Here is a 24,811-nt window from a genome sequence, read left to right as displayed (position 1 = left end):
GCTGCGGCCAGGCGCATTCGCATTGCGACCGCCGGCGGGGCTGCCATCACGATCGAGGGCGGCAATATCACCTTTGAATGTCCGGGGCCGATTACCTACAAGGCAGCGCAGAGGAAGTTTGACGGGCCCGTGACCACCGATCGAGATCTTCCGCTTTTTCCTGATACGCCGCCTTCTGCCGACGACGACTATCCGTTCTCCATTTGACCGTGACGTGAGGGTATCAAATGCTGATTAGCCCCCCATTCCTGCCACCGCGAGCCGACGGCCAAACGGACGAGCAATGGCTGGAAGCGGCCATGGTCGGTAGCGAGGCAGATGATGGTGTTTATCCGGTGAGCCATAACCTCGGATGGCATGGGGGCACGCACTTAGTCGCGCCGGCTCGAGGGAACAGTCGGGAACCAGTTCGTGCGATTGCCGACGGGACCGTTGTCTACCGAAGGGGATCCAGCCAGGCGCCGGAGCCGCCCGCGCCCGGGGCGCCGTTGAGCTATGGAGGCAGGACGAGCGATGGCGTTGTCGTCATCCGACATGAAACAGAAATCGGTGCCTCTCGACAAAACGGCGTGCCGACTCGCGTCGTATTTTTCTCGGTATATATGCATTTGCATACGGTGCGCAACACTGTGCACCAAGGCCGTCCGATTCGACGCAAGGACGAGTTAGGCCAGGCTGGATACATGCGGGGACAGCCGCATAGGGTCCACCTGGAGATCCTTTGCGATGATACAAACCTCGGGCAACTCATTGGGCGAAATAGCGGCCATGTTTCATTGGGCAGTGATGGTCGCTCCGACGTAGTCTTTGGCGATCTCTATTTCCATCTTCCCGCCGGGACGGTGCTCCACCCGCAATGCCCGCCTCGAAATGTCTCCCTGTTACCGGGCGGCACGCCTCTTGGCGAGGAGCTATTTGTCGGCGTGCGTTACGCCCAGGGGGAAGGCGGCCGCCACGCCGGCGGACACGCGTATCTCACAACGTATCGTTCGACTGGCACTCCATTAGGCGATGTCATTACCGAGCCCGACGCGGAATACAATCTTTATCGCGACGCCAATGAAATCAGCAACGCATACGCCTCAGGCGCACGTCCATGCCCAAGCGCGGTTTACGAACTGCTCCGTTTCGGCCGCGTGATAGGTGTTGATGCTCTGGTGCCCGCAGGTGTACCGCATTGGCGGCGGATCAGTACGCCCCACGGTACGGCCTGGGTCAATCTCAATGCTCCGGACGTTCGAAAATTTAGCGATGCAGACTTCCCGCAATGGCGGGGATGGCGTCTGATCGAGGAAGCACTTGACGGAGATTCTCGGTGCAACGAGCCTCTGATTCTTCAGGTTGTGGGTGTGGATCGACACGGGATCGTTACTGCCGACGAAGCCCGCTCACGCCTTGCGTCTTCCAAGGTTCGAGGATTGCTGCGGCGGTTGCTCTGCAAATTTCCTACCGAATGGGATGACACTGCCATCGAAGCACGCTGGGGTTGGCTAAAGATACAAAGTCGAGCCAATCCGACGCCAAAGACGGAGAGCGAGTTCAGCAAATTTCGAGCTCATGTCGAAGCACTCGCTTTTTGGAGGCAAGCCAATTTGCGAGTGCCGCTTTACGATGAGCACGGTGCCCGGCTCGCAGAGCAGGCTCTGGCTCCGAGCCACTGGAGATTTGATCCGCGTGAGTTCATAAGAACATACAGAAAATGTGGCTGGCTATGTGCGAACGACCTTGGTCGGATCTATCCTGACAAAAAGTACCCAACTACTGCCTTGAGACTTGAAGGTAAAGGAAGAACGCCAGCATTAATCAGGGACCGATACAGAAAGGAAGTAAATCGTGTCATGCGTAAATATCTGATCATGACACCAGTCCGGATGAGTCATTTCCTTGGGCAAGGGGCGATAGAGTCCCTGTTTTTATGCCTTATGATAGAGGGGGCGGTAGATTTCTCGCGCAACCCTACCCACGCCAGCTTTCAATCGGAAGACGAAGGATTTTACATTCCAGTCCACAAGAATGACTATCTATACTATCTCGAGGACCGGCTTGGCAACGTTGAAGTCGGCGATGGTCCGAAATTCCGTGGGCGTGGCATGAAACAACTGACGGGCCGGGAGAATTACGCAAAATATTGGGTATATCGAGGGTGGTTGAACCCCAACACGTTTGCCAGCAGGTGGTGGAACCCCACTCGCCTGGACCGCGCACCCAGGATTGATCACCCGCAGCTACTTTCGACTGATCCGTGGAATGCAATAGACGCGGGCGGTTGGTATTGGCTTGCCGGTGCCGCTACCAATCGCTTTGTCACGATCAACTCTACCATCACCATGGATGAGATCAATATGCAATCGGTTCGGGAGGTGGCTATAGCGATCAATGGGATCAACCGAAAAACTGGCGAGCCCAATCAATTGCGTGAGCGACTGAATGAGACCGTCGCGATTGCCGAAGTCATACTGGATCGGGTCCAGGGGACGGCATGATGAAGTCTCGCGCAACGGCCAGCCTGCTTGTCTTGTTTGCTTTTTTCTTGGTTGCCGCATCAAGTGCTGGACATCCGCTATCGCCCGAGCTGATTGCTAATATAAAGCCGCCGGCGGCGTTTGCTTTCCGCCACGCAAAAAAGCTCACGCGCCAATACCCCGACACCACCTGCCTTGATTTCACTCTAACGAAGTCCAAGAGGAAAATCGGCTACCTTTGCTCGACGCAGAGTGAGAAGTTTTTGCAAGATTTTGGTGTTTTTTCCGTCCCGCAAGGCACCTCAAATGGGGAATCTTCTCAACGCCGGGAAGTCCACATAGCAAGCGGTATCTCCTCGTATCCGGCGGCGCGGCTTGAGCTAAACTCAGGGGCAACGATATATGCAGCGGAGGTCGATTGTGATTTAAAGGGTGGCTCGGTTTATCGTCCCACCGGGACATGTCACGTTGCCGTCCGCTATCTTCGACATGGCGGGGTTCTCTATGGCAATTTCGTTCTTGAAGATCATGCTCGCAAAGCCACGGTGGCAACCGAGGGGGAAATTTTCACCCTGTGGGAGTCGCTGCCTAGCATCGATTGATGCCTTTAGCTTGGAATGCCATCCTCTATCGGCCGGATTTCACGGGCGCCGAGCGCCCGGCCGGCACCGCCCTCAGGACAATAATTTCCCCAGCGCGCAGTGATGCCTAGAACGGCGACTGTAAGTTGGTTTACCCCAGACCCATATTACCTCCGCCGACACCAACCCCCTCAATCCACCAGCGTCGCCAACGCCTCCCGCGCCTCGCGCCTCAGCTTCTCCAGATCCAGCCCGACGATCGCGCCATCGCGCACCACGTGGCGCCCACGCACCAGCACATCGCTTACCGGCGTCGGCTCCCCAGCCGCGACCGGGGCCGTGCCGATGTCATGGAACCCATGGAACCGCAGCCCGCTGACGTCATAAATCGCCAGGTCCGCCGATTGCCCCGGCGCAAGCGTGCCGATACCGGGCAGTCCCAAAACCTGCGCCCCGCCGGCAGTGCCCCAATGAATCACTTCCTCGACGCGCGTTTGCGCGGCGCCGCCGAGGGCGCGGTGCACCAGCCAGGCGAAGTTGGCCTCGTGCACCATGCTGCCCGACTCGTTGGAAGCGACGCCATCGACGCCGAGTGAAATCGGCACGCCCGCATCCGCCATCGCGCGCACCGGCGCGATGCCGCTGCCCAGCCGTGCATTGCTGACGGGGCAATGCGCCATGCCGGTGTTGGTCACGGCCAGCATGCGGATTTCCTCCGGGTTGACGGTGACGAGGTGCGCGAACCAGACATCCGGTCCCAGCCAGTCGTGGTCGGCGACGAACTGCACCGGCGTGCACTGGTATTTCTCGCGGCAGAACCTGACGTAGTTGTCGGTCTCGGACAGGTGCGAATGCAGGCGCAGGTCCATGCCGCGGCCAAAGGCGGCGAGTTCGCGCAGCAGCGCGGGCGGCAGCGAGAAGGTCGGTGTCGTCGGTGCCACCACCACGCGGCGCAGGCCGTCGGGTGAGGCGTCGTGGTAGCGCGCTTTCAGCCGTTCGATATCGGCCAGCATTTCGTCCAGCGTCTCGGGCACCAGCGCGGTGGCGCGCATGCCGGGATGATCGGAGGCTGACTGGATCGCGCCGCCGCGGCACAGTACCAGGCGCATGCCGAGTTCTTCGGCCACCTCGAACAGCACGTCGCCGGTTTCCGCGCCGTGGCCGTGGTGATACAGGTAGTGGTGATCCGCGCAGGTGGTGGTGCCGGACAGCAGCAGTTCCGCCATGCCCAGCCGCACCGCGGTGCGGAAGATCTCGGGGGTGAAGCGCGCCAGGCGCGGGTAGGCGACGGCCGCCAGCCATTGCTCCAGCCCGACGTTCATGCCGCTGGGCACGGCCTTGAGCAGGTTCTGGAACAGGTGGTGATGGGTGTTGACCCAGCCCGGGTAGACCACGCAGCCGCTGGCGTCGAGCACGGCTTCGCCGTCTTGGTGGGCCAGGCTGGCGCCGATCTCGGCGATGCGGCCGTCGCGGACGCGGATGTCGGCGGCGCCCGCGCGCGCGGCGGTGCCGGCGCGGCCGGTCATCACGGCGGCGGCGTTGCGAATCAGCAGGGCGCCGGCAGGCGCGGTGGTGGCGTTGGTGTTGTGCACCATGTTTTCAGACCCCTTGGACGTTGTCGGCACTGGCGGGCAGCTCGTCGGCTTCACGGGCTGGCAGGCCGTTGAGAATCAGGTTGAGGACCACGGAAACCACGCAGGCGATGATCACGCTGCTGTGGACGAAGGGCTGCAGGAAGCCGGGCAGCTTCTCCAGCATGCCGGGCAGCATCACCGGCATCATCGCGCAGCCGAGCGTGATGGAGACGATGGAGAGGTTGTTGGGGTTGCGCTCGTAGTCCACCTCGCCCAGCGTCTTGATGCCGGCGGCAACCACTACGCCGAACATCACCATGGTGGCGCCGCCCAGCGCGGCGGCGGGTATCGATGCAAACAGCGCGCCGATCTTGGGCACCAGCGCCACCGCGCACAGCATCACGCCGCAGGTGGCGACCACCCAGCGGCTGCGCACGCCGGTGACGATCACCAGTCCTACGTTCTCCATGAAGGCGATGTACGGGAACGCCGCGAACATGCCGCCGATGGCGCTGGCCAGGCCGTTGGCGCGCAGGCCGCGAGTGGCGTCGCGCTCGGTCAGCGGGCGCTTGACGATGTCTCCGACCGCAACGAACAGGCCCATCGATTCCACCATCTGCACCACCATCACGATCACCATGGTGGTGATCGCACCGATGTTGAAGGTGGGCATGCCGAACGCGAACGGCGTCACCATGGTGAACCAGGGCGCGCGCGTGACCTCTTCGAAGCTGCCCATTCCCAGCATCCACGCCACCGCGCCGCCCACCAGCAGGCCGATCACCACCGACAGGTTGCGCACCAGTTCGCCGCCGTGCCGGTTGATCAGCAGGATCAGTGCCACCACGCCGAAGGCAACCAGGAAAAAGATGGGCGCGCCGAAATCCGGCGCGCCCCTTCCGCCTCCAAACCAGTGAAACGAAACCGGGAACAACGACAGGCCCACCGCGGTGATGGTGCAGCCGCTCACCACCGGCGGGAAGAAGCGCTTGAGCTTGCCGATCACCGGCGCCAGGAACATCGCGATCACGCCGGCGGCGATGATGGCGCCGCAGACGCCGTTGAAGCCCAGCGTGGGGTCGGTGCCGATGGCGATGACCGGGCCCACGGAGCTGAACGCCACGCCCTGCATCAGCGGCAGGCGCACGCCGAACTTCCAGAAGCCGACGGTCTGCAGCAGCGTGGCGATGCCTGAGGTGAACAGCGCGGTGCTGATCAGCATGGTGGTCTGGGCGGGCGTCATCTTGAGCGCGCCCGCCACGATCATTGGCACCGCAATGGCGCCGAGGTAACTGACCAGCATGTGCTGGAAGCCGAGCGACGCCATGGCGCGTGCCGGCAGGATCTGGTCGACGGGGTGAACCGCTGGTTGCATGATGTGGTCTCCTGCCGCGTACTGGGGAAAGTGCGCCATGCCGGCGGCGGCTGGCCCGGTCTGTGGTTGCCGGGCTCGGTCCGTCACGGTGCCATGCGCGGCGCATGGCCCACGCATGCCTTGCACAGTAGTGATGCACGGCATGCCGTCATAGCGTTATTGCGAAGGCCGTGGCACGGGGCCGCAAGCGGGCTTGCAAAATGCGCGCCGGAGGGATCAGGGGTTTCCCTTGGGTTGCGTAAGGGCGGGGGTAGTCATAGGATGGATGCGCTGGTTTGCTCCCCTCTCCCGCACGCGGGAGAGGGGAGAACGACTTCGGGCTTCACGCGGCGTCGGTCGCGCTGGCACTTTCCTTCTTGATCCAACGCTATGTCCCCCACCGCAGCCCCGCGCCCGTCAGTCTCTCGCGGCGGCGACCTCGATCGCATTCAGTCGTTGTCCGGCCGCGTGTTCGGGCCGACACGGCTGCGCGCGGCGGAAGACGATGCGGCGCTCGATGCGCGCATCGATACCAGCACCATCGGCCGGCTCACGCTGGTGACCATTGCCTACAACCAGGCGGTGCAGATCGAGCCGCAGCCGAACAAGGACGAGTTCGTGATCCAGACCGTGCTGGCCGGCACCTGCCGCGTGGAAACGCCGCGTGGCGCGATGCTGATGCCGCCGGGAGCGACCTTTGTGTTCTCGCCCACCGTGCCGACCACGCTGTCGCTGGATCCGGGCTGCGAGCGCTTCAGCGTGGTGATCCGCCGCCAGCTGATCGAAGAGGCGTTCCGCCACCAGTTCAGCTTCGATCCGCCGGCGCCGATCGAATTCGACATGCAGCCGGTGGTGGACGATGGCCGTGCCGAGCGCTGGCAGGCGCTGGTGGGCTACCTGCGCGCGGAAACGCGGGTGCGGCGCGAAGGCAGCGGCGTGCCGGCGGTCGATGCCAGCATCGAACGCATCGTGCTGTCGACGCTGCTGCTCGACCGCTTTGCCGCGGACGGCAATATGCTGCCGCGCCGCTTCGAGGCGGTGCTGCCCGACTACGTGCGCCACGCCATTGCCTACCTGCGCGCCAACCTGGACCAGCCGCTGACGCTGGAGCAGATCGCGGCGCATTGCGGGGTGTCGGCGCGCACGCTGCAGCTGGGCTTTCGCAAGAGCAAGGACACCACGCCGATGGAATACCTGCGCCTGTTGCGCCTGCATGGCGCGCGCGCCGACCTGCAGCGCGCGCCGCAGGAGAAGGGCATGGTCGGCGCGGTCGCGCTGCGGCACGGCTTTACCCACCTGAGCCTGTTCTCGCGCGAGTACCGGCGCGAGTTCGGCGAGCTGCCGTCGCAGACCTTGCGCGCGGCAGCGTCGCAGCGGGACTGACGGCAAGCCAGTCCCGCTGCCGCCGGCGCACTCAGGCGGCCTGCGCCACCGGCAGGCACACCTTCAGCAGCGTCTGCAGCCGCAACTTGTCGAGATGGCGGCCGATGAACACGAACTTGCTTTGCGCGGGTTCCACGCCCCACGCCTCGGCGGGATGGAAGTCCATCAACCGGTGCACCGCCTGCAGCACGTAGCGGCGGTCATCGCCCGCCACCGCGACGATACCCTTCATGCGGAACACATCGTCGCCCTGCGCGGCCAGCAGCGCCTTCAGGCCATGCTCGAGGCGCTGGCGGTCGAACGGCTGATCGAACACCAGCGAAACCGAGGTCACCGACGGATCGTGGCGGTGGCCGTGCGCCTCGTCATCGTGCGCGTGGTCGCAGTGCTCGTCGCAGATGTGGTCGTGGCCGTGATCGTGGTGGTCCACAGGGTCGTGCGCATGGGCGTGACCGTGGTGGTCATCGTGTGCGTCAGCCTGGATCGAGCCCGGCGTAAAGCCGCCGATGCCGAGGATCTTGCCCAGGTCCACCTGCGCGAAGTTGGAGCGCAGGATCTGCGCGCCCTCGTTCAGGCGGTGGATGCGGGCTTCCAGCCGGTCGAGCTGCGCGGCGTCGACCAGGTCAGCCTTGTTCAGGATCACGCGGTCGGCGGCGACGATCTGGTCGACGGCCTGGTTGTCGAAGCCGGTCAGCTGGGGGTCGTCGAGATGGCTCTCGATATGCACCGCGTCGACCAGCGTCAGGATGCCGTCGAGCGTGACCTGCCTGGCGACTTCGTTGTCCATGAAGAAGGTGGCCGCCACCGGGGTCGGGTCGGCCAGGCCGCTGGTCTCGACCAGGATATGGTCGAAGCGCTCGGGGCGTTCCAGCAGCTTCTGCAGGATGCGCACCAGGTCCGTGCGCACATCGACCACGCAGCAGATGCAGCCGTTGGTCATCTGGAAGATCTCTTCGTCAGAGGTCATCACCAGGTCGGAGTCGACGTCGACCTCGCCGAACTCGTTCTCGATCACGGCAATGCGGTGGCCGTGCTTCTGCGTCAGGATATGGTTGAGCAGCGTCGTCTTGCCCGAGCCGAGGAAGCCGGTAAGGATGGTGACCGGGACGGGCGGCTGTTGTGCGACGGCAGGTGCGTTCATGTTGTCTCCTGATTAGGGTGCTGCGTTCCCCGCGAGCGCGAGGCGGTAGGTCTTTTCAAGCGGTGGCGACGTTGGGGCGCAGGCCTTGCCAGCGTGTCACCAGTCCGTCGTGCGGGACGTCGAACAGGTCCAGCACGCGCCCCACGGTGTGGTCGACGATGTCATCGACCGATTGCGGATGCGCGTAGAAGGCCGGCACCGGCGGCAGCACGATGGCGCCCATCTCGGTCACCGTGGTCATGTTGCGCAGGTGCACCAGGTGGAAGGGGGTCTCGCGCGCCAGCAGCACTAGCCGGCGGCGCTCCTTGAGCATCACGTCGGCGGCGCGGGTGACGAGGTTGTCGGCCAGCCCGGTGGCGATGGCGGCCAGCGTGCGCATGGAGCAGGGCGCCACCACCATGCCGTCGCAGCGGAACGAGCCGCTGGCGATGGTGGCGCCGATATCGCGCACGTTGTGCACCACGTCGGCCATGGCCTCGATCTGCGGGCGCTGCAGGCCAAGTTCATGGTGCGCGGTCAGCAGCCCGGACGGCGAGCAGACCAGATGCGTCTCCCAGCCGTCCAGCGCCGCCAGCGCCTGCAGCATGCGCACGCCGTACACCGCGCCGCTGGCACCGGTGATGGCGACGACGAGGCGTTGCCTGCGGGTCATGGCTGCCTGCCTTCCTGCGCCGCCTTCTCCGCCAGCGCTTGCAGGACTTGTTCCGGCTTGATCGGGTAGTGCCGGAAGCGCACGCCGATGGCATCGAACACCGCATTGGCAATCGCCGGCCCGATCGCGACGATCGGGTCTTCGCCCACGCCCTTGGCGCCGAACGGGCCGCCGGGATCCGGCGCGGCTTCTAGGATCACGGTGCGGATCTCGGGCATATCCATCGCCAGCGGCATCTTGTAGTCGACGAAGTTGGCGTTGAGCGAGCGGCCGGTGCGCATGTCGATCTGGTAGTCCTCGTACAGCGTGTGGCCGATGCCCTGCTGGATGCCGCCCTCGATCTGGCCGGCGGCCGCCACCGGATGGATCACCTTGCCGACGTCGTGCACCGGCACCACCTGGCGCACGGTGATGAAGCCGGTCTCGGTGTCGACCGCGACTTCGACAAAATGCGCGGCGAACGAATACGACTTGGTCGGGTGGTAGGTGGCAGTGCCCACGAGCTGCGCGGCGGGAATGCCCTTGCGCGGCATCACCGCCTCGCGCACCGTCAGCGTGGGGCCGTCGCGGTCGCGCACGTCGATGACGCCGCCGGCCAGCGTCAGGGCGTCGGGCTCGCACTCCATCAGCTTCGCGGCGCGCTCGAACAGCTGGCGCTTGATCTCGCCCGCCGCCATCTGCGCGGCCTTGCCGACCATGTAGGTGGTGTGGCTGGCAAAGGCGCCGATGTCCCAGGGGACCACGTCGGTGTCGCCGTGTACCACCGATACCGCTTCGAACGGCAAGGTCAGTTCTTCCGCCACGATCTGCGCCAGGGCGGTATGCGCGCCGGTCCCCAGCCCCGCCGCGCCGGTCAGGAGCACCACGGTGCCATCCTCGTTCATCTTGATGATGGCGTTGCCCTGTTCCTTGATGCCGGGATAGGCGCTGCTGCCGTGCATCTCGCAGCCCAGGCCCCAGCCGGTGCGGACCGGGCCGCTGGTGTCGCGCGCGCGGCGGCGCAGCGCGGGCCAGTCGAGCAGTGCCATGCCTTTCTCGATGCAGGCCTCCAGGCCGTGCCCGATCAGCGGATGGTTCGAGGGCGCGATGTCGCCTTCGCGCACGGCGTTCCTGAGCTTGAGTTCGGCGGGGTCCATGCCCAGGTGCGCCGCGGCCTCGTCCATCTGCACGTCGAGCGCGTAGTAGGTCTGCACCACGCCGTAGCCGCGGAACGCGCCGGCGATCGGGCTGTTGGTGTAGACACAGCGGCCTTCGAGCAGCACGTTGTCGCAGCGGTACAGCGACACCATGGCGGCGGTGCCGACGTTGGTCACGCCAGGGCCGTGCGAGCCATAGGCGCCTGAGTTGAACACTACCCTGGCCTGGCGCGCGGTGATGGTGCCATCGTTGCGGAAGCCCTGCTTCAGCCAGATCCTGGCCGGATGGCGCGTGCGGCCGCCGAGGAAGGTTTCCTCGCGGGTGTATTCCATGCGCACCGGCCGGCGCGTCTCGCGCGCCAGGAGCGCGCACAGGAACTCATGCTGGAACAGGTCCTGCTTGGCGCCGAAGCCGCCGCCCATGTGGTCGACCAGCACGCGCACCTTGTGCAGCGGCAACCCCAGCACCTCGGCCATGATGCCGCGCACCATGAAGGCGGTCTGGGTCGAGATCCACACCGTCAGGTTGCCGTTGCCGTCCCAGCTGCACGTGAGCACGTTGGGCTCCATGTAGGCCGGCGTGGGACGGCCGCCCTCGTAGACGCCCTCGAGGATGAAGTCGGCCTCGGCAAAGCCGGCTTCCACATCGCCGCGCCTGACGATCACCGGCGGCAGCACCAGGTTGCCGCCGGGCTCGCGCTCATGGATGCGCGGCGCGTCGGAGCGCTCCGCGTCTTCGGTGGTGAAGACCGCGGGCAGGGTATCGTATTCGACCTCGATCAGCTCGAGCGCGCGCTCGGCGATTTCTTCGCTGACCGCCGCCACCGCGGCCACGCCTTCGCCCCAGTAGCGCACCTTGTCGTCCAGGATGTACTGGTCGCAGGTCACCGACGCGGAGCGTGGGTGCGGCGAGCCGGCGTGCAGCACCCGCGGCACGTTCTCGTGGGTCAGCACGGCCTTGACCCCGGGCAATGCCAGCGCGCGCGACGTGTCGATGCGGCGGATGCGGGCGTGGGCGACGTTGCTGCGCTTGATCTTGCCGAACAGCAGGCCGGGGAAGGGCATGTCGGCAACGTAGCGGGCGTTGCCGGTGACCTTGTCGAGCAGGTCGGTGCGCTTGACGCTGTGTCCGATCACGGCGTGGGTCATCATGCCTCCTCGCTGGCGCGGATCCGGTGCGGGCACCCGGCGGGGTCGATGGCCTGGGCGGTCTGCTCGATGGCCTCGATGATCTTGGTGTAGCCGGTGCAGCGGCAGATGTTGCCGGCAATGGCGAATCGGATCTCGTCGCGCGTGGGATGCGGGTTCTCGTCGAGCAGGGCCTTGGCCATCACGATGAAGCCCGGCGTGCAGAAGCCGCATTGCGCGGCGCCGCAGCGCATGAACTGCTCCTGGAGCGGATGCACGGTGTCGGGCGCGGGCTGCACGCCCTCGATGGTGGTGATGTGGCAGCCGTGCGCTTCCGGTGCCAGCACCAGGCAGCTGTTCATCGGCTGGCCGTCGATGATGACGGTGCAGGAGCCGCATTCGCCGACGTCGCAGCCCTTCTTGGTGCCGGTCAGGCAGGCGTCGTTGCGCAGCGCGTCGAGCAGCGTGCTGTGCGGTTCCACCGCCAGCTCGCGCGGTTCGCCGTTGATGACGAGTTCGATCATTTTTCGCATGATGCTCCGCGCTGGGCGGCCTCCAGGGCTTGTTCGAGAGCGCGGCGGGTCAGCACGCTGACCATCTGCCGCCGGTAGGCTTCGCTGGCGCGCACGTCGCTGATCGGACGGGCCTCGTCCATGGCGGCGTGCGCGGCCTGCAGGATCAGGGCGTCGGTCAGGCGCTGGCCGCGCAGCACGTGCTCGGCGCGCGCCGCGCGCACGGGCGTGGGGCCGACCGCCGCCAGCACGATGCCGGCGTCCGCGCAGCGGCCGTCGTGCACCGTCAGAGATACCGCCACGCCGACGGTGGCCAGTTCCATCTGCACGCGGCGGCCATGCTTGAGATAGACCTTGCCGGTGCCTGGCCGCGGCGCCGGCACGGTGATGCGGGTGACGATTTCGTCCGGCGCGATGGCGGTCTTGCCGACGCCGGTGACAAAGTCCTCGACGCGCAGCTCGCGCGAGCCGGACATGCCGTACAGGTGCACCGAGGCACCGTCGGCCACCAGGGGCGCGATCGAATCCGCCGACGGCGACGCACGGCAGACATTGCCGACCACGGTGGCGCGATGGCGCACCTGGATCGAGGCAAAGTCCGTCACCGCCCTGGCGAGGCTGGCGTAGTGCCGCTGCACGAAGCCCGAGGTCTCCACCGCGCGCGTAGTCACCAGCGCGCCGATGCGCAGGCCGTTGACGGGGTCGAACGTCAGCACGTCCATGCCCGGGATCTTCTTGATGTTGATGACCTGCTCGGGCTTGCGCACGGACTCCTTGATCTGCACCAGCAGATCGGTGCCCCCTGCAAGCACGCTGGCCTTGCCGCCGCACCGGTGCAGCATGGCCGAGGCTTCGGCCAGCGTTGCCGGTTCGAAATACTCAAACGCTCTCATTGCTCCTCCTGGTCTGTGCCATCGGCGGCGGCTGCCGGACTTGCCTAGGTCGTGCGGGGCGCGCGCCGTTGAATCCATCATGGGCGGCAGCTCTTCATCGGTAAAGGCCCGCAAACGGATTAATTGATCGTGTTACCCTCTGAATCAGACGCGCCGCGAAGGCCCTGGCTTTTCGCCGCGGAGCGCGCACCCCGAGATCCCGGAGGTAGACAACGTGCCCAACCTCAGCAACATGAACGTGTCGCTGCGCCAGCTGCGCGCGTTCATCGCCGTGGCGCAGGAGCGCCACTTCACCCGCGCCGCCGAAAAACTGGACCTGTCGCAGTCGTCGGTCAGCGCGCTGATCCATGAACTGGAAGCCAACCTCGGCCTGAAGCTGTTCGACCGCCACACGCGCCAGCTGCACATCACGCAGGCCGGCGCCGAGCTGCTGCCGCTGGTGAAGAAGGCCGTGGCCGATATCGACAGCGTGATCGAGAACTCCAGCGAACTGCGCACGCTGGGACGCGGGCGCGTGTCGATCGCGGCGTCGTCGATCCAGGCGGCGCTGATGCTGCCGCGCGTGATCCGCGAGTTCTGCGTCAGCCATCCGGGCGTGAAGGTGGAGCTGCACGATGTGTCGGAGCACGAAGTGACCAGGATGGTCAGCTCGGGCGAGGTCGATTTCGGCATCGGCACCATCCCCGAGGGCCAGCCCGACCTGAACGCGCAGCGGCTGATGGACGATGCCTTCGTCATCGTGATGCCCGCGCACCATCCGCTGCGCCGGCGCAAGACCCTGCGCTGGGAGGACGTGGCCGGGCTGCCGGTGATCGGGCCGCACAAGGGCAACCCGATCCGCGATTGCCTGGATACCGCGCTGGCCGCGCGCGGCATCACGCTGCAGCGGGTGCACGAGGTGTTCCTGCCGCTGACCATGGTGGGGATGGTCGACGCCGGCCTGGGCATCGCCGTGATGAGCGCGGCGGTCACGCGGCTGACCACCGCGCTGGGGCTGGCGACGGTGATGCCGACCGATCCGGTGATCCACCGCGAGATCTCGCTGCTGGTGCACGCGGACCGGTCGCTGTCGCCGCCGGCCCAGGCCTTCCGGGATTTGCTGATGCGCTACCGCGCCAGGCTGGCCGAAGCCGTCTGACTACCTCTGACCGCGGCTGGCTACGTCATGCCGGTTCCTTGGCCAGGCCGTGGGGCTGGGGGGCCGGCGAACGCGCGTTGAAGAGCAGGTTCAGCAGCACCGCGGTCAGGGTGCCGAGCAGGATGCCGTTCTGGCAGAACTTGGCCAGCAGCTCCGGCATCTGCGCGAAGAACTTGTCCGACACCAGCGGGATCATGCCCAGTGCCACGCTGACGGCGACGATGTAGGCGTTCTTCTTGTTCTCGACAAAGTCCACATGGCCGAGGATGCGCACGCCCGTGGCCGCCACCATGCCGAACATCACCAGCGCCGCGCCGCCCAGCACGTACTGCGGGATCGAGGCCGCGAAGAAGGCCAGCTTGGGCAGGCAGCCCAGCACGACCAGGATGCCGCCGGCGGTGGCGCAGACCCAGCGGCTGCGCACGCCGGTGACCTGCACCAGCCCCACGTTCTGTGCGTAGGAGGTGTAGGTGAAGGTGTTGAACACCGCGCCCACCAATGCCCCGACGCCGTCCGCGCGCAGGCCGCGCGCGAGGTCTTCGGGGCCGACCGGGCGGTCGACGATTTCGCCCAGCGCCAGGAACTGGCCCACGCCCTCGATCATGATCACGATCATCACCACGCACAGCGTGACCGCGGTCATGGCGTCGAAGGTGGGCCAGCCGAAGTGGAAGGGCGTGATGAACTCGACCCAGTGCGCGTTGTGCAGGCCGTCGAAGTTCACCTTGCCCAGCGCCAGCGCGATCACGAAGCCCACCGCAATGCCGATCAGCACTGCCACGTTGCACAGGAAGCCGCGCGCGAACGCCACCAGCGCCAGCACCGTGCACAGCACCGCGGTGGCGATGGCAATGTTCACCGGCAAGCCGAAATTGGGGTTGGGCACGGGGCCGGCCGCGGTGTTGATGGTGGGGTTGCCGCCCGCTGCCCAGTTGATGCCGACCCGCATCAGCGAGACCCCGATCACCAGCACCACGGTGCCGGTCACCACGGGCGGGAACCAGCGCACCATCTTGCCGACATAAGGCGCGGCAAAGTAAGTGAAGACGCCCGCCACCATCACCGCGCCGAACACCGCCGGCAGCCCCAGCGACGGATTGGAGCCGGTGGCGATGATCGGCGCGATCGCGGTAAAGGTGACGCCCATCATCACCGGCAGCCGGATGCCGACCTTCCAGATGCCGATGCTCTGGATCATCGTCACCAGGCCGCAGCAGAACAGGTCGGCAGCAATCAGGAAAGCCACCTGGTCCTTGGGCAGCTTGAGCGCGCCGCCGATGATCATGGGTACGGCAATGGCGCCGGCATACATCACCAGCACATGCTGCAGGCCCAGGGCAAGCAGGCGGGGCGGGGGCAGGACCTCGTCGACGGGATGCACGGGGGCATTCCCTTGCGTAGGCAGGGTGGGGTTCATGCTGTCTCCTTTGGTCGGTATCACGCCGGTTGCGCATTGCGCTAACGTGTCGCCAAGGTCGCCGGCGTTTCCTCTGCGGGATGGTCGTGCCATCCTCTCGTGCGAAGCCCGCGCCAGTCCTGTCTTGTCAGTCCAGCATGACAGCGGCGCAGGGAAGGTACAACGTTCGCGGCGGATTTATCGATCGGGTGAAACGATGAATCCACCGTTTTCAGCGGGTTATCCCTGAGCCGCGCCTCACGGCACGGGGGACGCCGCGCGCTCCAGCCGCGCCAGCAACTCGGCCGCGCGCGCCATCGCGGCAGGATCGATGCGCGCGCGCATGCCATCGAAATTCGGCCCGCGCGTCGCATCCAGTCCCATGCGTGACGTGGTGCCGACACCGGATGCCGACGGATCGAGCGCGCTGCCGGGCAGGCCGTCCACCACCACAACGTCCAGGTGCGGCTGCAGATGCGTGGCCATGGCCCACAGCACTTCCTCGTCGCGGGTGATGTCGACGTCCTCGTCCACCGCGACCACCGTCTTCAGGTACGGGTCCCAGCCGAGCAGGCCCAGCATCACCTGGCGGGCCTCGCCCGGGCGGCTCTGGCGCAGTGCCACGTAGGCGTGGAAATGCGTGCCGGAGCTGGGGTAGTGCACCGCGGTGACGCCGGGGAAGCGCTCGCGGAGCTTCTCCACCATCTCTGACTCGCGCGGGATGCGGCCCAGGTTCAGGTGCTCGGCCGAGTTGCCGCCGACCACGTCGACCAGCCAGGCGTCCGTGCGCCGCATCACGCTCTGCACGCGCAGCAGGTTATTGGTCGAGCGGTCCGACGAGTAGCCGGTGAACTCGCCGAACGGGCCTTCGTCGACGCGCGCCTCGGGATCGATCTCGCCTTCGAGCACGATCTCGGCATGCGCCGGCACCAGGATGCCGTGGCGCGGCGTGCGTACCACTTCCAGCGGCGCGCCGAACAGGCCGCCGGCGACATGGCGCTCGTCCACGCCGTACGGCAGCCGCGCGGCGCCGGCCAGCATGAACAACGGATGCGCGCCGATCACCATCGCCACCGGCAGCGCACGGCCCAGTTCGGCGGCGCGCTGCTGCATGCGCCACAGGTGGCCGCGCGAATGCAGGCTGGTGGCGATCTCGGTGGGCGAATGCAGCATCGAGCGGTGGTAGCTGGCATTGCCGATGCCGCTGTCGGGGTCTTCCGCGATCAGGATCGCGTTGGTGATGTAGGGGCCGCGGTCGGTGGCGAAGTGCCGGATCGCCGGGATCGTGCGCAGGTCGATGTGCTGCGTCTCGACCTGGCCGGTGACGGCGCCGCTGTCGAGCACGCGCGGCGCCACCATGCGGCGGCTGCGGGCCTGGTATTCGGCATGGATGCCGGCGGGCGGCACGCCGCCGAGCATGCGCCCCACGCGCTCGCGCGAGGCAAAGAGATTGGTGGCGAGCGATGTGCCCAGCCCTTCGACGTGGTCGAACAGCAGGGCCGGATGGCGCCCTTGCGCGGCCAGTGCCCACACCAGCGCGGTCGGGTCCTGGTCGGCGCCGACCGGCTCGCGGATATGCAGCACGTCTTCGGGAAAGGCCTCGCGGTAGGCCGCCAGGAACTGGTGGAAATCCTGCGAGGTATCGTGGAAAGGCTTGTGCGCCGCTGCCGCCGGGGCAAAGGGCGCTGAGGGTGCGTTCATGAGTCGGCTCCTGTGGTCAGGGTGGGCCAGGGCGAAGGCTGCCCCGGCGGCCGGGAAATGCGCCCGGCCGCCGTGCCGTGCCTGCCTGCCGAACTGCTACCGGCTAGCGTGTGCTGGCGTAGGTATCCTTCAGCCGCGCCAGCGCCTCTTCCTGCGTCCTGGGCGGCGCCGTGGGCTCGATGCCGACCAGCCGGGCGATGTTGTTGCCCATGTAGTCCTCGAGCCCGTCCTCGTCCAGGTCCATGCCCTGCGGCGCGGGGCCGCACAGCATTTCCAGCTCGCGCAGCCACATGCCGGGCTCGTTGGGCGGCGTGTCGGTGCCGAACACGATCTTGTCGCGCGGCAGCTGGCGCGCGAACTCGACGATGCGCGACTGGAAGCACCAGCCCGATTCGCAGTACACGTTGGGCGTGTCCATCGCCATCCAGAACGCCTCGAACGAATAGTTGCCGCCGGTCTGGATGCCGAAATGCCCGATGATGAAATTGACCATCGGGAATTCTCGGATGATCGGGTAGAACATGGTCGGGATGGTGTACGGGCCGTCGCCGGTGTGGATCAGCACCACCACGTTGTACTTGGCGCAGACCTTCATCGCCGGGCGCAGCCAGTCGAGCGCGCGGTCGGGCCGGTAGCCGTGCATGTTGGCATGCAGCTTCAGCATCTTGAAGCCGTACTCCTTGACGTGGAATTCCAGCTCCAGTGCGCCTTCTTCCGGGCCCCAGCGCGGGTTGAAGGTGAAGTTGCCGATAAAGCGGTCGGGGTACTTCTGGCACAGCTCGGCGATATACGCCATGTAGTCGCGGATGCCTTCGCGGCCGCGGCGGTTGCCGTCGCGGTAGCCGGTGTTGCCCGGCGGCGGCTGGATAAAGCCCATGTCGATGCGGCGCGGCTTGCCGTTGATCATGTAGGGGCCGTCCATCATCTTGAGCATGCGCTCGCCGTTGAAGGGCTCGCCGGTGTGGCGCCAGGCTTCGTCGACCAGGTTGGTCGGGTGCAGGTGGGTGTCGATAATCATGTCGGGTGCTCCGGAGTCCGTTGTCGTTGGCGCGGGTGCGGGGCTTATGCGGCCAGGCGCGCTTTCGCTTCTTCCAGCGTGCGCGGCACCGGCGTCGGCTCCAGGCCGATCATCCGGGCGACGTTGTTGCCGAGGTAGTCCTCGAGCGTGTCTTCATCCAGGTTCAGGCCCTGGGGCGGCTCGAAGCACAGCACTTCCAGCAGGCGCAGCCACATGCCGGGCTCGTTGGGCGGGGTATCGGAACCGAACAGGATCTTGTGCTTGGGCAGCACCTTGGCGAACTCGACGATGCGCGACTGCAGGCACCAGCCCGATTCGCAGTACACATTGGGCATGTCCATCGCCATCTGGAACGGCTCGAAGCAGTACACGCCGCCGGTCTGCACGCCGAAGTGGGCCATGATGAAGTTCACGGTCGGGAACTCCTTCATCATCGGCACCCATTCGGTCGGGATGCTGTAAGGGCCGTCGCCGGTATGCAGCTTGACCAGCACGCCGAGCTCGGCGCATTTCTGCAGCGCCGGGCGCAGCCAGTCGAGCGCGCGGTCCGGGCGGTAGGCGTGCATGTTGGCCTGGAACTGGACCATCTTGAAGCCCAGCGTCTTCACGTAGTGCTCGATCGCGTTGACGCCGTTCTGCACGCCGCAGCGCGGGTTGTAGACGAAGCAGCCGATAAAGCGGTCGGGATACTTCTTCACCATCTCGACCGTGTACGCCATGTACGCGTCGATCGATTCGCTGCCCGACTTCACGCCGTCGGTGTAGGTGTAGATGGTGTTGCCCTGCGGCGGCTGGATAAAGGCCTTGTCGATGCGGCGCGGCTTGCCGTTGATGGTGAATGGGCCGTCCATCATCTGGATCAGGCGCTCGCCGGTGAACGGGTCGCCGTCGTGGCGCCAGGCCAGGTCCACCAGGTTCGTCGGATAACAGCTGGTGTCGATGATCATGGGAGATCCCCTAACAATGACTAGGTTGGACACGCATGCGGCGGGCGCGCGCGAACAACGCCGCGGGGCCGGCCTTGCATGCTGCGATCGGGAGTCTTTGTCAGGGGAGCGTCTGGACCACTGCGCCACCGACGAAACACTCCGTCAGTGAGCAATCTCCAGTTGAACGTCGCGGCATTGCACCGCTGCTGTCCAATCGACCGCTTCTACCCACGCGCTCTTTATACATAGCGCTTCGGCATGGGTCAAGCGCATCATGTGTTGCGCCGCACGAACAGTGGGGCCTGCCTCCATTCCAGGCCAGGCCGCGAATCCGCTACATTGCGGGGAACGCAGCGGCAGGCCCGGCCGCCGCGGCATATCGACAACAGGGCCGATCGCTTCGAACGGGGTTCATCACAGGGAAGGGGGGAAGAACATATGCATGGCAACGATGCGAAGAAGGCAGCGGCGATGCTGTCGGTTGCGCTGAGCCTGGCGCTGGGCGGCTGCGGCGGCGATGGCGGACAGACCGAGATGGTGTCGCCGACGGCCGCGGCCACGACCCGGTACATCCACGAAACTACCACCAGCGCCACCACCCGCTGGGCCCCGGCGCTCACCGACACCTGGCAGATCCAGCTGACCGGCAGGCTCAACACCAGCTATGCGGTGACCGCTTATGACTTCGACCTGTTCGATACCCCGCAGGCCACCATCGACGCGCTCAAGGCGCAGGGCCGGCGCGTGATCTGCTACTTCTCGGCGGGCAGTTCCGAGGACTGGCGACCCGACTTCAACCAGTTCACCGAGGCGGACCAGGGCGCCGCGCTGTCGGGCTGGGCCGGTGAGCGCTGGCTGGATACGCGCTCGGCCAACGTGCGTCGCATCATGCTGGCGCGCATGGACCTGGCGGTCAGCAAGGGCTGCGATGCGGTCGATCCCGACAATGTCGATGGCTATACCAACAGCACCGGCCTGCCGCTGACGGCCGAGACCCAGCTTGACTACAACCGCTTCCTGGCCGCCGAGGCGCATGCGCGCGGGCTGGCAGTCGGTCTGAAGAACGATGTGGGGCAGGTGGCCGAGCTGGCCGCGAGCTTTGACTTCGCCATCAATGAACAGTGCTTCCAGTACCGCGAGTGCGGCGCCTATACCGCGTTCACTGGGCAGGGCAAGCCGGTATTCCAGATCGAATACGCCACCAAGTACCGGGACGCCGCCACGCGTGCCGGGCTGTGCGCCAAGGCCCAGGCGGCCAACCTGCGCACCTTGGTGCTGCCCAGGATGCTGAACGGGTCGTTCCGCTACGCCTGCGACGCCTGAGCGCGCGGATCGATGCCGCCGGCGGGGGCGGCGCGTTCCAGCTCCCGCCAGGCCAGGTAGAGCCGCGTATCGAACTCGAGCTGGTGGTAGCGCGGCTCCATGTATTCGCAGAGCCGGTAGAAGGCCTTGTCGTGCTCGCTTTCCTTCAGGTGGGCAAGCTCGTGCACGACGATCATGCGCAGGAACTCCGGCGGCGCCTCCTTGAACAGCGAGGCGACGCGGATCTCTTTCTTGGCCTTGAGCTTGCCGCCCTGCACGCGCGAGATCGCGGTATGCAGGCCGAGCGCGCGCTGCGCGGAATCCAGGCGCGCATCGAACCCCACCTTGTGCAGCGGCGGCGCGCTGCGCAGGTATTCCTGCTTGATGTCGGTGGTGTATTCGTACAGCGCGCGGTCGGTCTGCACGGTGTGGCGCCCCGGGTAGCGGCGGGCAAGATGGTCGCCGAGCCGGCCGGCGGCGACCAGTTCGTGCACCTGCTCCAGCACGCCGGGCGGATAGCCGCCCAGGAAGCGCATCGGGTCCTTGCCGGCGGGACGCCAGGTCTCATTCACCACGGTGGCCGGCTCAGTGGTGGTGGTGATGGTGGTGCATCCAGCTGTTGTCGAGCGAATTGACGAAGGACTCGACCGCGTCCTTGTCGCCGGTGGCGTGACGCATCATTTCGCCGCATTTGCAGAAACCCTGGTACGGGGTGATGTGCGAGCACGCCGACGTCTTCTGCAGGTACAGCGTGACGGGTTTGGTGCACTTCTTGCACTTGAACTTCAGGGTCAGGGCGGGTTTGCTCATGGCGATGGCTTGAAAAATCAGCGGAAAGACGAACCTGTGATTGTACCGGCGGAGGCCAAAGCTGGCCGGGCCCAGGCTGCGCGTCCCGGCGTGCCTGATACACTCCGCCATTCCCGCACCTACTCCAGCACCATCACCAACACGCACCCATGGCACAGTACGTTTTCACCATGAATCGCGTGGGCAAGATCGTTCCGCCCAAGCGTCACATCCTGAAGGACATCTCGCTGTCGTTCTTCCCGGGCGCCAAGATCGGCGTGCTCGGCCTGAACGGCTCGGGCAAGTCCACGCTGCTCAAGATCATGGCCGGCCTCGACAAGGAAATCGAGGGCGAAGCCACGCCGATGCCCAACCTGAACATCGGCTACCTGCCGCAGGAGCCGCAGCTCAACCCCGAGCAGACCGTGCGCGAGTCGGTGGAAGAGGCCCTGGGCGGTGTGTTCGAGGCCCGCAAGAAGCTCGATGAAATCTACGCCGCGTACGCCGAGCCGGACGCCGACTTCGACGCGCTCGCCGCCGACCAGGCCAAGTACGAAGCCATCCTGGCCGCCAGCGACGGCAACAACGTCGAACTGCAGCTGGAAATCGCCGCCGACGCGCTGCGCCTGCCGCCGTGGGACGCGAAGATCGAACACCTGTCGGGCGGCGAAAAGCGCCGCGTGGCACTGTGCCGCCTGCTGCTGTCGCGCCCCGACATGCTGCTGCTCGACGAACCCACCAACCACCTCGATGCCGAATCGGTCGACTGGCTCGAGCAGTTCCTGACGCGCTTCCCGGGCACCGTGGTGGCCGTGACCCACGACCGCTACTTCCTGGACAACGCTGCCGAGTGGATCCTGGAACTGGACCGCGGCCACGGCATTCCGTGGAAGGGCAACTACAGCTCGTGGCTGGACCAGAAGGAAGCGCGCCTGAAGCAGGAAGAGGCCAGCGAATCGGCGCGCCAGAAGGCGCTGCACAAGGAGCTGGAGTGGGTGCGCCAGAATCCCAAGGGGCGCCAGGCCAAGTCCAAGGCGCGCCTGGCCCGCTTTGACGAGCTGAACAGCCAGGAATACCAGAAGCGCAACGAAACCCAGGAAATCTTCATCCCGGTGGGTGAGCGCCTCGGTAACGAAGTGATCGAGTTCGACAACGTCAGCAAGGGTTTCGGCGACCGCATGCTGATCGAAAACCTGAGCTTCAAGGTGCCGCCCGGAGCGATCGTCGGCATCATCGGCCCGAACGGCGCCGGCAAATCGACGTTCTTCAAGATGCTGACGGGCAAGGAACAGCCCGACAGCGGCGAGATCAAGATCGGGCCGACCGTGAAGATGGCCTTCGTCGACCAGAGCCGCGACGCGCTCGACGGCACCAAGACCGTGTTCGAGGAAATCTCCGGCGGTGCCGATGTGCTGACCGTTGGCCGCTACGAGACCCCGTCGCGCGCCTATATCGGCCGCTTCAACTTCAAGGGCGGCGACCAGCAGAAGCAGGTCGGCACGCTGTCGGGCGGCGAACGCGGCCGCCTGCACATGGCCAAGACCCTGATCGCCGGCGGCAACGTGCTGCTGCTGGACGAACCATCCAACGACCTCGACGTTGAAACGCTGCGCGCGCTGGAAGACGCGCTGCTGGAGTTCGCCGGCTGCGTGATGGTGATCTCGCACGACCGCTGGTTCCTGGACCGGATCGCCACGCACATCCTGGCCTTCGAGGGCGACTCGCATGTCGAGTTCTTCCCCGGCAACTACCAGGAGTACGAGGCCGACAAGAAGCGCCGGCTGGGCGAGGAAGGGGCCAAGCCGAAGCGGATCCGGTACAAGCCGATCGCGCGGTGAGGTACTGCTGAGCCAGAAAGAGAACCAGGTCTGCGGGCCTGGTTTTTTTATGGCGCTGGCTGTATGCGCTGTCGAAAATTCTGAATGATGTCGCCGGGCCTTTGGCATTAGGGTGATGCCGGATAGGTTCGGTGGATGCGAAAGTCAATCCACCTCTTAGTTCTAAAACGGCTTCCTGGGCGTCACGGAGGAAGGCTGCCATGCGAGGTCCCGTACAACTGACGAAATCCGAAATCGCCGAGCTAAGGCGAAACAAGAAACGCATCTCCGACTTGGCGCGAAAGGCATTCAGCTCGATGGACCTGAAGGGCAAGTAAAGCCCCGAGGCCCCGGCCGCCGGCAGCGATGAGCACCCAGAATTCGTGCTACAAGCAAAAGCCCCGACTCAACTGAGCGGGGCTTTTTGCTGCGCCATGCTCGCGAAAAGACTTCGTCTTTTACGGCAGCTTCCTAGCCGGCGCGCACCAACCGCACCCGCGTAATCTCCGACGGCGCCCCGAACCGCTTCGGCGGTCCCCAATAGCCGGTACCGCGGCTGATATAGACCCACAGCGAGCCATGCCGCACCAGCCCCGCGGTGTACGGCTGCTGCATCGGTACGAACAGGTTCCAGGGCCAGAACTGGCCGCCGTGGGTATGGCCCGACAGCTGCAGGTCGAAACCGGCTTGCGCCGCCGCCGGCGCGGTGCGGGGCTGGTGGGCCAGCAGCACGCGCACGCTGGCATCGGCGGGGGCGCCGGCGATGGCGCGCTGCGGGTCGCTGCGGTGGCTGTCGTGGAAGCGGCCGGCGGAATAGTCGGTCACCCCGCCCAGCACCAGCGTGCCGCCGTCATGCTGCAGCACCACGTGCTCGTTCAACAGGACACGCAGGCCCAGCCGGCGCAGTTCGTCGATCCACGGCTCGGCGCCGGCGTAGTACTCGTGGTTGCCGGTGACGAAGTAGGTGCCGTGGCGCGCGCGCAGCCGGGCCAGCGGCGCGGTGTGGGCAGACAGCTCGGGCACGGTGCCGTCGACGAGGTCGCCGGTGATGGCGACGGCATCGGCCTGCAGGCTGTTGACGCGCTCGACGATGCGCTCGAGGTAAGGCCGCTTGATGGTGGGGCCGACATGGATGTCGCTGATCTGGGCGATGGTGAAGCCGTGCAGCGCCTCCGGCAGGCCGCGCACCGGCACCTCGACCTCGACCACGCGCGCCAGCCGGCGCGCGTTGACATAACCCGCCAGCGTCACCAGCAATGCCAGCAGCGGCACCGCCAGGGCGCTGCCGGCGGCCAGGCCCGGCGCGCGCCAGCCGAGCAGCAGCCCCGCCAGCCAGGCGGCGGCCAGGGCCACGTCGCGGACCAGTGTCAGCACCAGCAGCGATGAGAAGAAGCCCATGGCGAGCATGCCGATCCACGACACCCGGTCCGACCACGGCTGGCTGACGCGCCGGGCCAGCAGTCCGGCCGGCAGCAGGGCGCAGGACAGGGCCAGCCAGACCGCTGCCAGGACCTTGACCGCTACCGGCACCGGCATCGCCGGCAACAGGCGCAGCCCGATATAGCCATGCAGCAGCGCCGTGATGAGGGCCGCGGTCAGGATGGTGGTGCGTGGAGGCATGGGCGGGAGCCGGGATGGAGTGTTCAGAGATGAGGGCCACGACGGCCGGCTTCAAGGGCCGGGGTGGCGGCACCGGGCCACGCAAGATGCACACCCGCTGCGCCGACGCGCGCCGCAACGGCGCATTGCGGCTTGACGCCGCCGCGCCGTGCCCCAATGCCTGTCTTGCTGGCGAGCCCTGCGCCCCTCGGGGCGGGGCGGCTGATCTGTCCGTTTTCTGACGGATCCTGAATGTTTTCAAATCGGATTGTTCCCATTGGCGGCCTACTCTAGATTCGCGAAATG

The 24,811-nt window shown here is 66.0% G+C and carries 21 protein-coding genes; 7 read left to right on the top strand and 14 right to left on the bottom strand.

What is annotated here, in order from left to right; all coding sequences use genetic code 11:
• From FHX60_RS27120 to FHX60_RS27110, 3 genes are all read left to right on the top strand, one after another.
• Positions 1-207, top strand: a 207-nt coding sequence (locus FHX60_RS27120; RefSeq protein ID WP_183285153.1) for a DUF2345 domain-containing protein, incomplete at its 5' end; no start/stop codon positions are given.
• Positions 208-227: 20 nt separating this feature from the next.
• Entirely contained in the window at positions 228-2,483 is a 2,256-nt protein-coding gene (locus tag FHX60_RS27115) for a M23 family metallopeptidase (RefSeq protein WP_183285152.1), read from the top strand.
• Positions 2,480-3,064: a hypothetical protein gene (locus FHX60_RS27110; RefSeq protein WP_183285151.1), complete on the top strand. Its 585-nt coding sequence runs from the start codon at positions 2,480-2,482 to the stop codon at positions 3,062-3,064. The genes FHX60_RS27115 and FHX60_RS27110 overlap by 4 nt, the downstream gene beginning before the upstream one ends.
• 170 nt (positions 3,065-3,234) lie before the next feature.
• Here the strand turns inward: FHX60_RS27110 and FHX60_RS27105 are convergent, their stop codons facing one another.
• Complete coding sequence (locus tag FHX60_RS27105; protein WP_183285150.1) at positions 3,235-4,638, bottom strand: amidohydrolase family protein; 1,404 nt, start codon at positions 4,636-4,638, stop codon at positions 3,235-3,237.
• Positions 4,639-4,642: 4 nt separating this feature from the next.
• Complete coding sequence (locus FHX60_RS27100) at positions 4,643-5,992, bottom strand: nucleobase:cation symporter-2 family protein (protein WP_183285149.1); 1,350 nt, start codon at positions 5,990-5,992, stop codon at positions 4,643-4,645.
• A 369-nt stretch (positions 5,993-6,361) separates the two neighbouring features.
• Here FHX60_RS27100 and FHX60_RS27095 point away from each other — a divergent pair, with 369 nt between their 5' ends.
• On the top strand, positions 6,362-7,354 hold the full coding sequence (locus FHX60_RS27095; RefSeq protein WP_183285148.1) for an AraC family transcriptional regulator: 993 nt from the start codon (positions 6,362-6,364) through the stop codon (positions 7,352-7,354).
• Positions 7,355-7,385: 31 nt separating this feature from the next.
• On the opposite strand, the gene FHX60_RS27090 is transcribed toward FHX60_RS27095, so the two are convergent.
• The 5 genes from FHX60_RS27090 to FHX60_RS27070 are packed head-to-tail and all read right to left on the bottom strand — an operon-like array spanning position 7,386 to position 12,816.
• Positions 7,386-8,495 carry a CobW family GTP-binding protein gene (locus FHX60_RS27090; RefSeq protein ID WP_183285147.1) on the bottom strand — a complete coding sequence of 370 codons (1,110 nt, stop codon included), beginning with the start codon at positions 8,493-8,495 and terminating at the stop codon, positions 7,386-7,388.
• 55 nt (positions 8,496-8,550) lie between these two features.
• Entirely contained in the window at positions 8,551-9,147 is a 597-nt protein-coding gene (locus FHX60_RS27085) for a UbiX family flavin prenyltransferase (protein ID WP_183285146.1), read from the bottom strand.
• The gene (locus FHX60_RS27080) at positions 9,144-11,432 is read right to left on the bottom strand and encodes a xanthine dehydrogenase family protein molybdopterin-binding subunit (protein WP_183285156.1); all 2,289 of its coding nucleotides are present in this window, start codon (positions 11,430-11,432) and stop codon (positions 9,144-9,146) included. The genes FHX60_RS27085 and FHX60_RS27080 overlap by 4 nt, the downstream gene beginning before the upstream one ends.
• Positions 11,432-11,944, bottom strand: a complete 513-nt coding sequence (locus tag FHX60_RS27075) for a (2Fe-2S)-binding protein (protein WP_183285145.1) — start codon at positions 11,942-11,944, stop codon at positions 11,432-11,434. Before FHX60_RS27075 ends, FHX60_RS27080 begins: the two co-directional genes overlap by 1 nt.
• Complete coding sequence (locus FHX60_RS27070; protein ID WP_183285144.1) at positions 11,932-12,816, bottom strand: FAD binding domain-containing protein; 885 nt, start codon at positions 12,814-12,816, stop codon at positions 11,932-11,934. Before FHX60_RS27070 ends, FHX60_RS27075 begins: the two co-directional genes overlap by 13 nt.
• Positions 12,817-13,030: 214 nt before the next feature.
• On the opposite strand from FHX60_RS27070, the gene FHX60_RS27065 reads away from it, so the two are divergent.
• Positions 13,031-13,954, top strand: a complete 924-nt coding sequence (locus FHX60_RS27065; protein ID WP_479928773.1) for a LysR family transcriptional regulator — start codon at positions 13,031-13,033, stop codon at positions 13,952-13,954.
• 25 nt (positions 13,955-13,979) lie between these two features.
• Here the strand turns inward: FHX60_RS27065 and FHX60_RS27060 are convergent, their stop codons facing one another.
• The 4 genes from FHX60_RS27060 to FHX60_RS27045 form a co-directional block, all read right to left on the bottom strand.
• Positions 13,980-15,371, bottom strand: a complete 1,392-nt coding sequence (locus tag FHX60_RS27060) for a nucleobase:cation symporter-2 family protein (RefSeq protein ID WP_183285143.1) — start codon at positions 15,369-15,371, stop codon at positions 13,980-13,982.
• A 237-nt stretch (positions 15,372-15,608) separates the two neighbouring features.
• The gene (locus FHX60_RS27055; RefSeq protein ID WP_183285142.1) at positions 15,609-17,051 is read right to left on the bottom strand and encodes a UbiD family decarboxylase; all 1,443 of its coding nucleotides are present in this window, start codon (positions 17,049-17,051) and stop codon (positions 15,609-15,611) included.
• A 103-nt stretch (positions 17,052-17,154) separates the two neighbouring features.
• Complete coding sequence (locus FHX60_RS27050; RefSeq protein WP_012354043.1) at positions 17,155-18,069, bottom strand: amidohydrolase family protein; 915 nt, start codon at positions 18,067-18,069, stop codon at positions 17,155-17,157.
• A 44-nt stretch (positions 18,070-18,113) separates the two neighbouring features.
• Positions 18,114-19,016, bottom strand: a complete 903-nt coding sequence (locus tag FHX60_RS27045) for an amidohydrolase family protein (RefSeq protein ID WP_092318068.1) — start codon at positions 19,014-19,016, stop codon at positions 18,114-18,116.
• A gap of 420 nt (positions 19,017-19,436) precedes the next feature.
• Between FHX60_RS27045 and FHX60_RS27040 the strand changes: the two genes are divergently transcribed.
• The gene (locus FHX60_RS27040) at positions 19,437-20,321 is read left to right on the top strand and encodes an endo alpha-1,4 polygalactosaminidase (protein WP_183285141.1); all 885 of its coding nucleotides are present in this window, start codon (positions 19,437-19,439) and stop codon (positions 20,319-20,321) included.
• Here the strand turns inward: FHX60_RS27040 and FHX60_RS27035 are convergent.
• Positions 20,303-20,836 carry a M48 family metallopeptidase gene (locus FHX60_RS27035; protein WP_183285155.1) on the bottom strand — a complete coding sequence of 178 codons (534 nt, stop codon included), beginning with the start codon at positions 20,834-20,836 and terminating at the stop codon, positions 20,303-20,305. The two genes, FHX60_RS27040 and FHX60_RS27035, sit on opposite strands and share 19 nt — an antisense overlap.
• A 49-nt stretch (positions 20,837-20,885) precedes the next feature.
• Positions 20,886-21,110 carry a hypothetical protein gene (locus FHX60_RS27030; protein WP_010812270.1) on the bottom strand — a complete coding sequence of 75 codons (225 nt, stop codon included), beginning with the start codon at positions 21,108-21,110 and terminating at the stop codon, positions 20,886-20,888.
• 149 nt (positions 21,111-21,259) lie between these two features.
• Between FHX60_RS27030 and ettA the strand changes: the two genes are divergently transcribed.
• The gene (ettA, locus tag FHX60_RS27025; protein WP_092318062.1) at positions 21,260-22,927 is read left to right on the top strand and encodes an energy-dependent translational throttle protein EttA; all 1,668 of its coding nucleotides are present in this window, start codon (positions 21,260-21,262) and stop codon (positions 22,925-22,927) included.
• Between the two features lie 450 nt (positions 22,928-23,377).
• On the opposite strand, the gene FHX60_RS27020 is transcribed toward ettA, so the two are convergent.
• On the bottom strand, positions 23,378-24,526 hold the full coding sequence (locus FHX60_RS27020) for a metallophosphoesterase (protein ID WP_183285140.1): 1,149 nt from the start codon (positions 24,524-24,526) through the stop codon (positions 23,378-23,380).
• Positions 24,527-24,811 lie beyond the last annotated feature (285 nt).

This window comes from Cupriavidus alkaliphilus (assembly GCF_014191175.1).
Classification (GTDB): Bacteria; Pseudomonadota; Gammaproteobacteria; order Burkholderiales; family Burkholderiaceae; genus Cupriavidus; species Cupriavidus alkaliphilus.
The sequence above is the reverse complement of the archived record's forward strand: the minus strand, read 5'-3'. Positions and strand labels throughout refer to the sequence as shown.

Coding starts and splice junctions, on each gene's coding strand:
- FHX60_RS27115 (WP_183285152.1), top strand. CDS start 228: ATGCTGATTAGCCCCCCATTCCTGCCACCGCGAGCCGACGGCCAAACG.
- FHX60_RS27110 (WP_183285151.1), top strand. CDS start 2,480: ATGATGAAGTCTCGCGCAACGGCCAGCCTGCTTGTCTTGTTTGCTTTT.
- FHX60_RS27105 (WP_183285150.1), bottom strand. CDS start 4,638: ATGGTGCACAACACCAACGCCACCACCGCGCCTGCCGGCGCCCTGCTG.
- FHX60_RS27100 (WP_183285149.1), bottom strand. CDS start 5,992: ATGCAACCAGCGGTTCACCCCGTCGACCAGATCCTGCCGGCACGCGCC.
- FHX60_RS27095 (WP_183285148.1), top strand. CDS start 6,362: ATGTCCCCCACCGCAGCCCCGCGCCCGTCAGTCTCTCGCGGCGGCGAC.
- FHX60_RS27090 (WP_183285147.1), bottom strand. CDS start 8,495: ATGAACGCACCTGCCGTCGCACAACAGCCGCCCGTCCCGGTCACCATC.
- FHX60_RS27085 (WP_183285146.1), bottom strand. CDS start 9,147: ATGACCCGCAGGCAACGCCTCGTCGTCGCCATCACCGGTGCCAGCGGC.
- FHX60_RS27080 (WP_183285156.1), bottom strand. CDS start 11,432: ATGACCCACGCCGTGATCGGACACAGCGTCAAGCGCACCGACCTGCTC.
- FHX60_RS27075 (WP_183285145.1), bottom strand. CDS start 11,944: ATGCGAAAAATGATCGAACTCGTCATCAACGGCGAACCGCGCGAGCTG.
- FHX60_RS27070 (WP_183285144.1), bottom strand. CDS start 12,816: ATGAGAGCGTTTGAGTATTTCGAACCGGCAACGCTGGCCGAAGCCTCG.
- FHX60_RS27060 (WP_183285143.1), bottom strand. CDS start 15,371: ATGAACCCCACCCTGCCTACGCAAGGGAATGCCCCCGTGCATCCCGTC.
- FHX60_RS27055 (WP_183285142.1), bottom strand. CDS start 17,051: ATGAACGCACCCTCAGCGCCCTTTGCCCCGGCGGCAGCGGCGCACAAG.
- FHX60_RS27050 (WP_012354043.1), bottom strand. CDS start 18,069: ATGATTATCGACACCCACCTGCACCCGACCAACCTGGTCGACGAAGCC.
- FHX60_RS27045 (WP_092318068.1), bottom strand. CDS start 19,016: ATGATCATCGACACCAGCTGTTATCCGACGAACCTGGTGGACCTGGCC.
- FHX60_RS27040 (WP_183285141.1), top strand. CDS start 19,437: ATGCATGGCAACGATGCGAAGAAGGCAGCGGCGATGCTGTCGGTTGCG.
- FHX60_RS27035 (WP_183285155.1), bottom strand. CDS start 20,836: ATGCGCTTCCTGGGCGGCTATCCGCCCGGCGTGCTGGAGCAGGTGCAC.
- FHX60_RS27030 (WP_010812270.1), bottom strand. CDS start 21,110: ATGAGCAAACCCGCCCTGACCCTGAAGTTCAAGTGCAAGAAGTGCACC.
- ettA (WP_092318062.1), top strand. CDS start 21,260: ATGGCACAGTACGTTTTCACCATGAATCGCGTGGGCAAGATCGTTCCG.
- FHX60_RS27020 (WP_183285140.1), bottom strand. CDS start 24,526: ATGCCTCCACGCACCACCATCCTGACCGCGGCCCTCATCACGGCGCTG.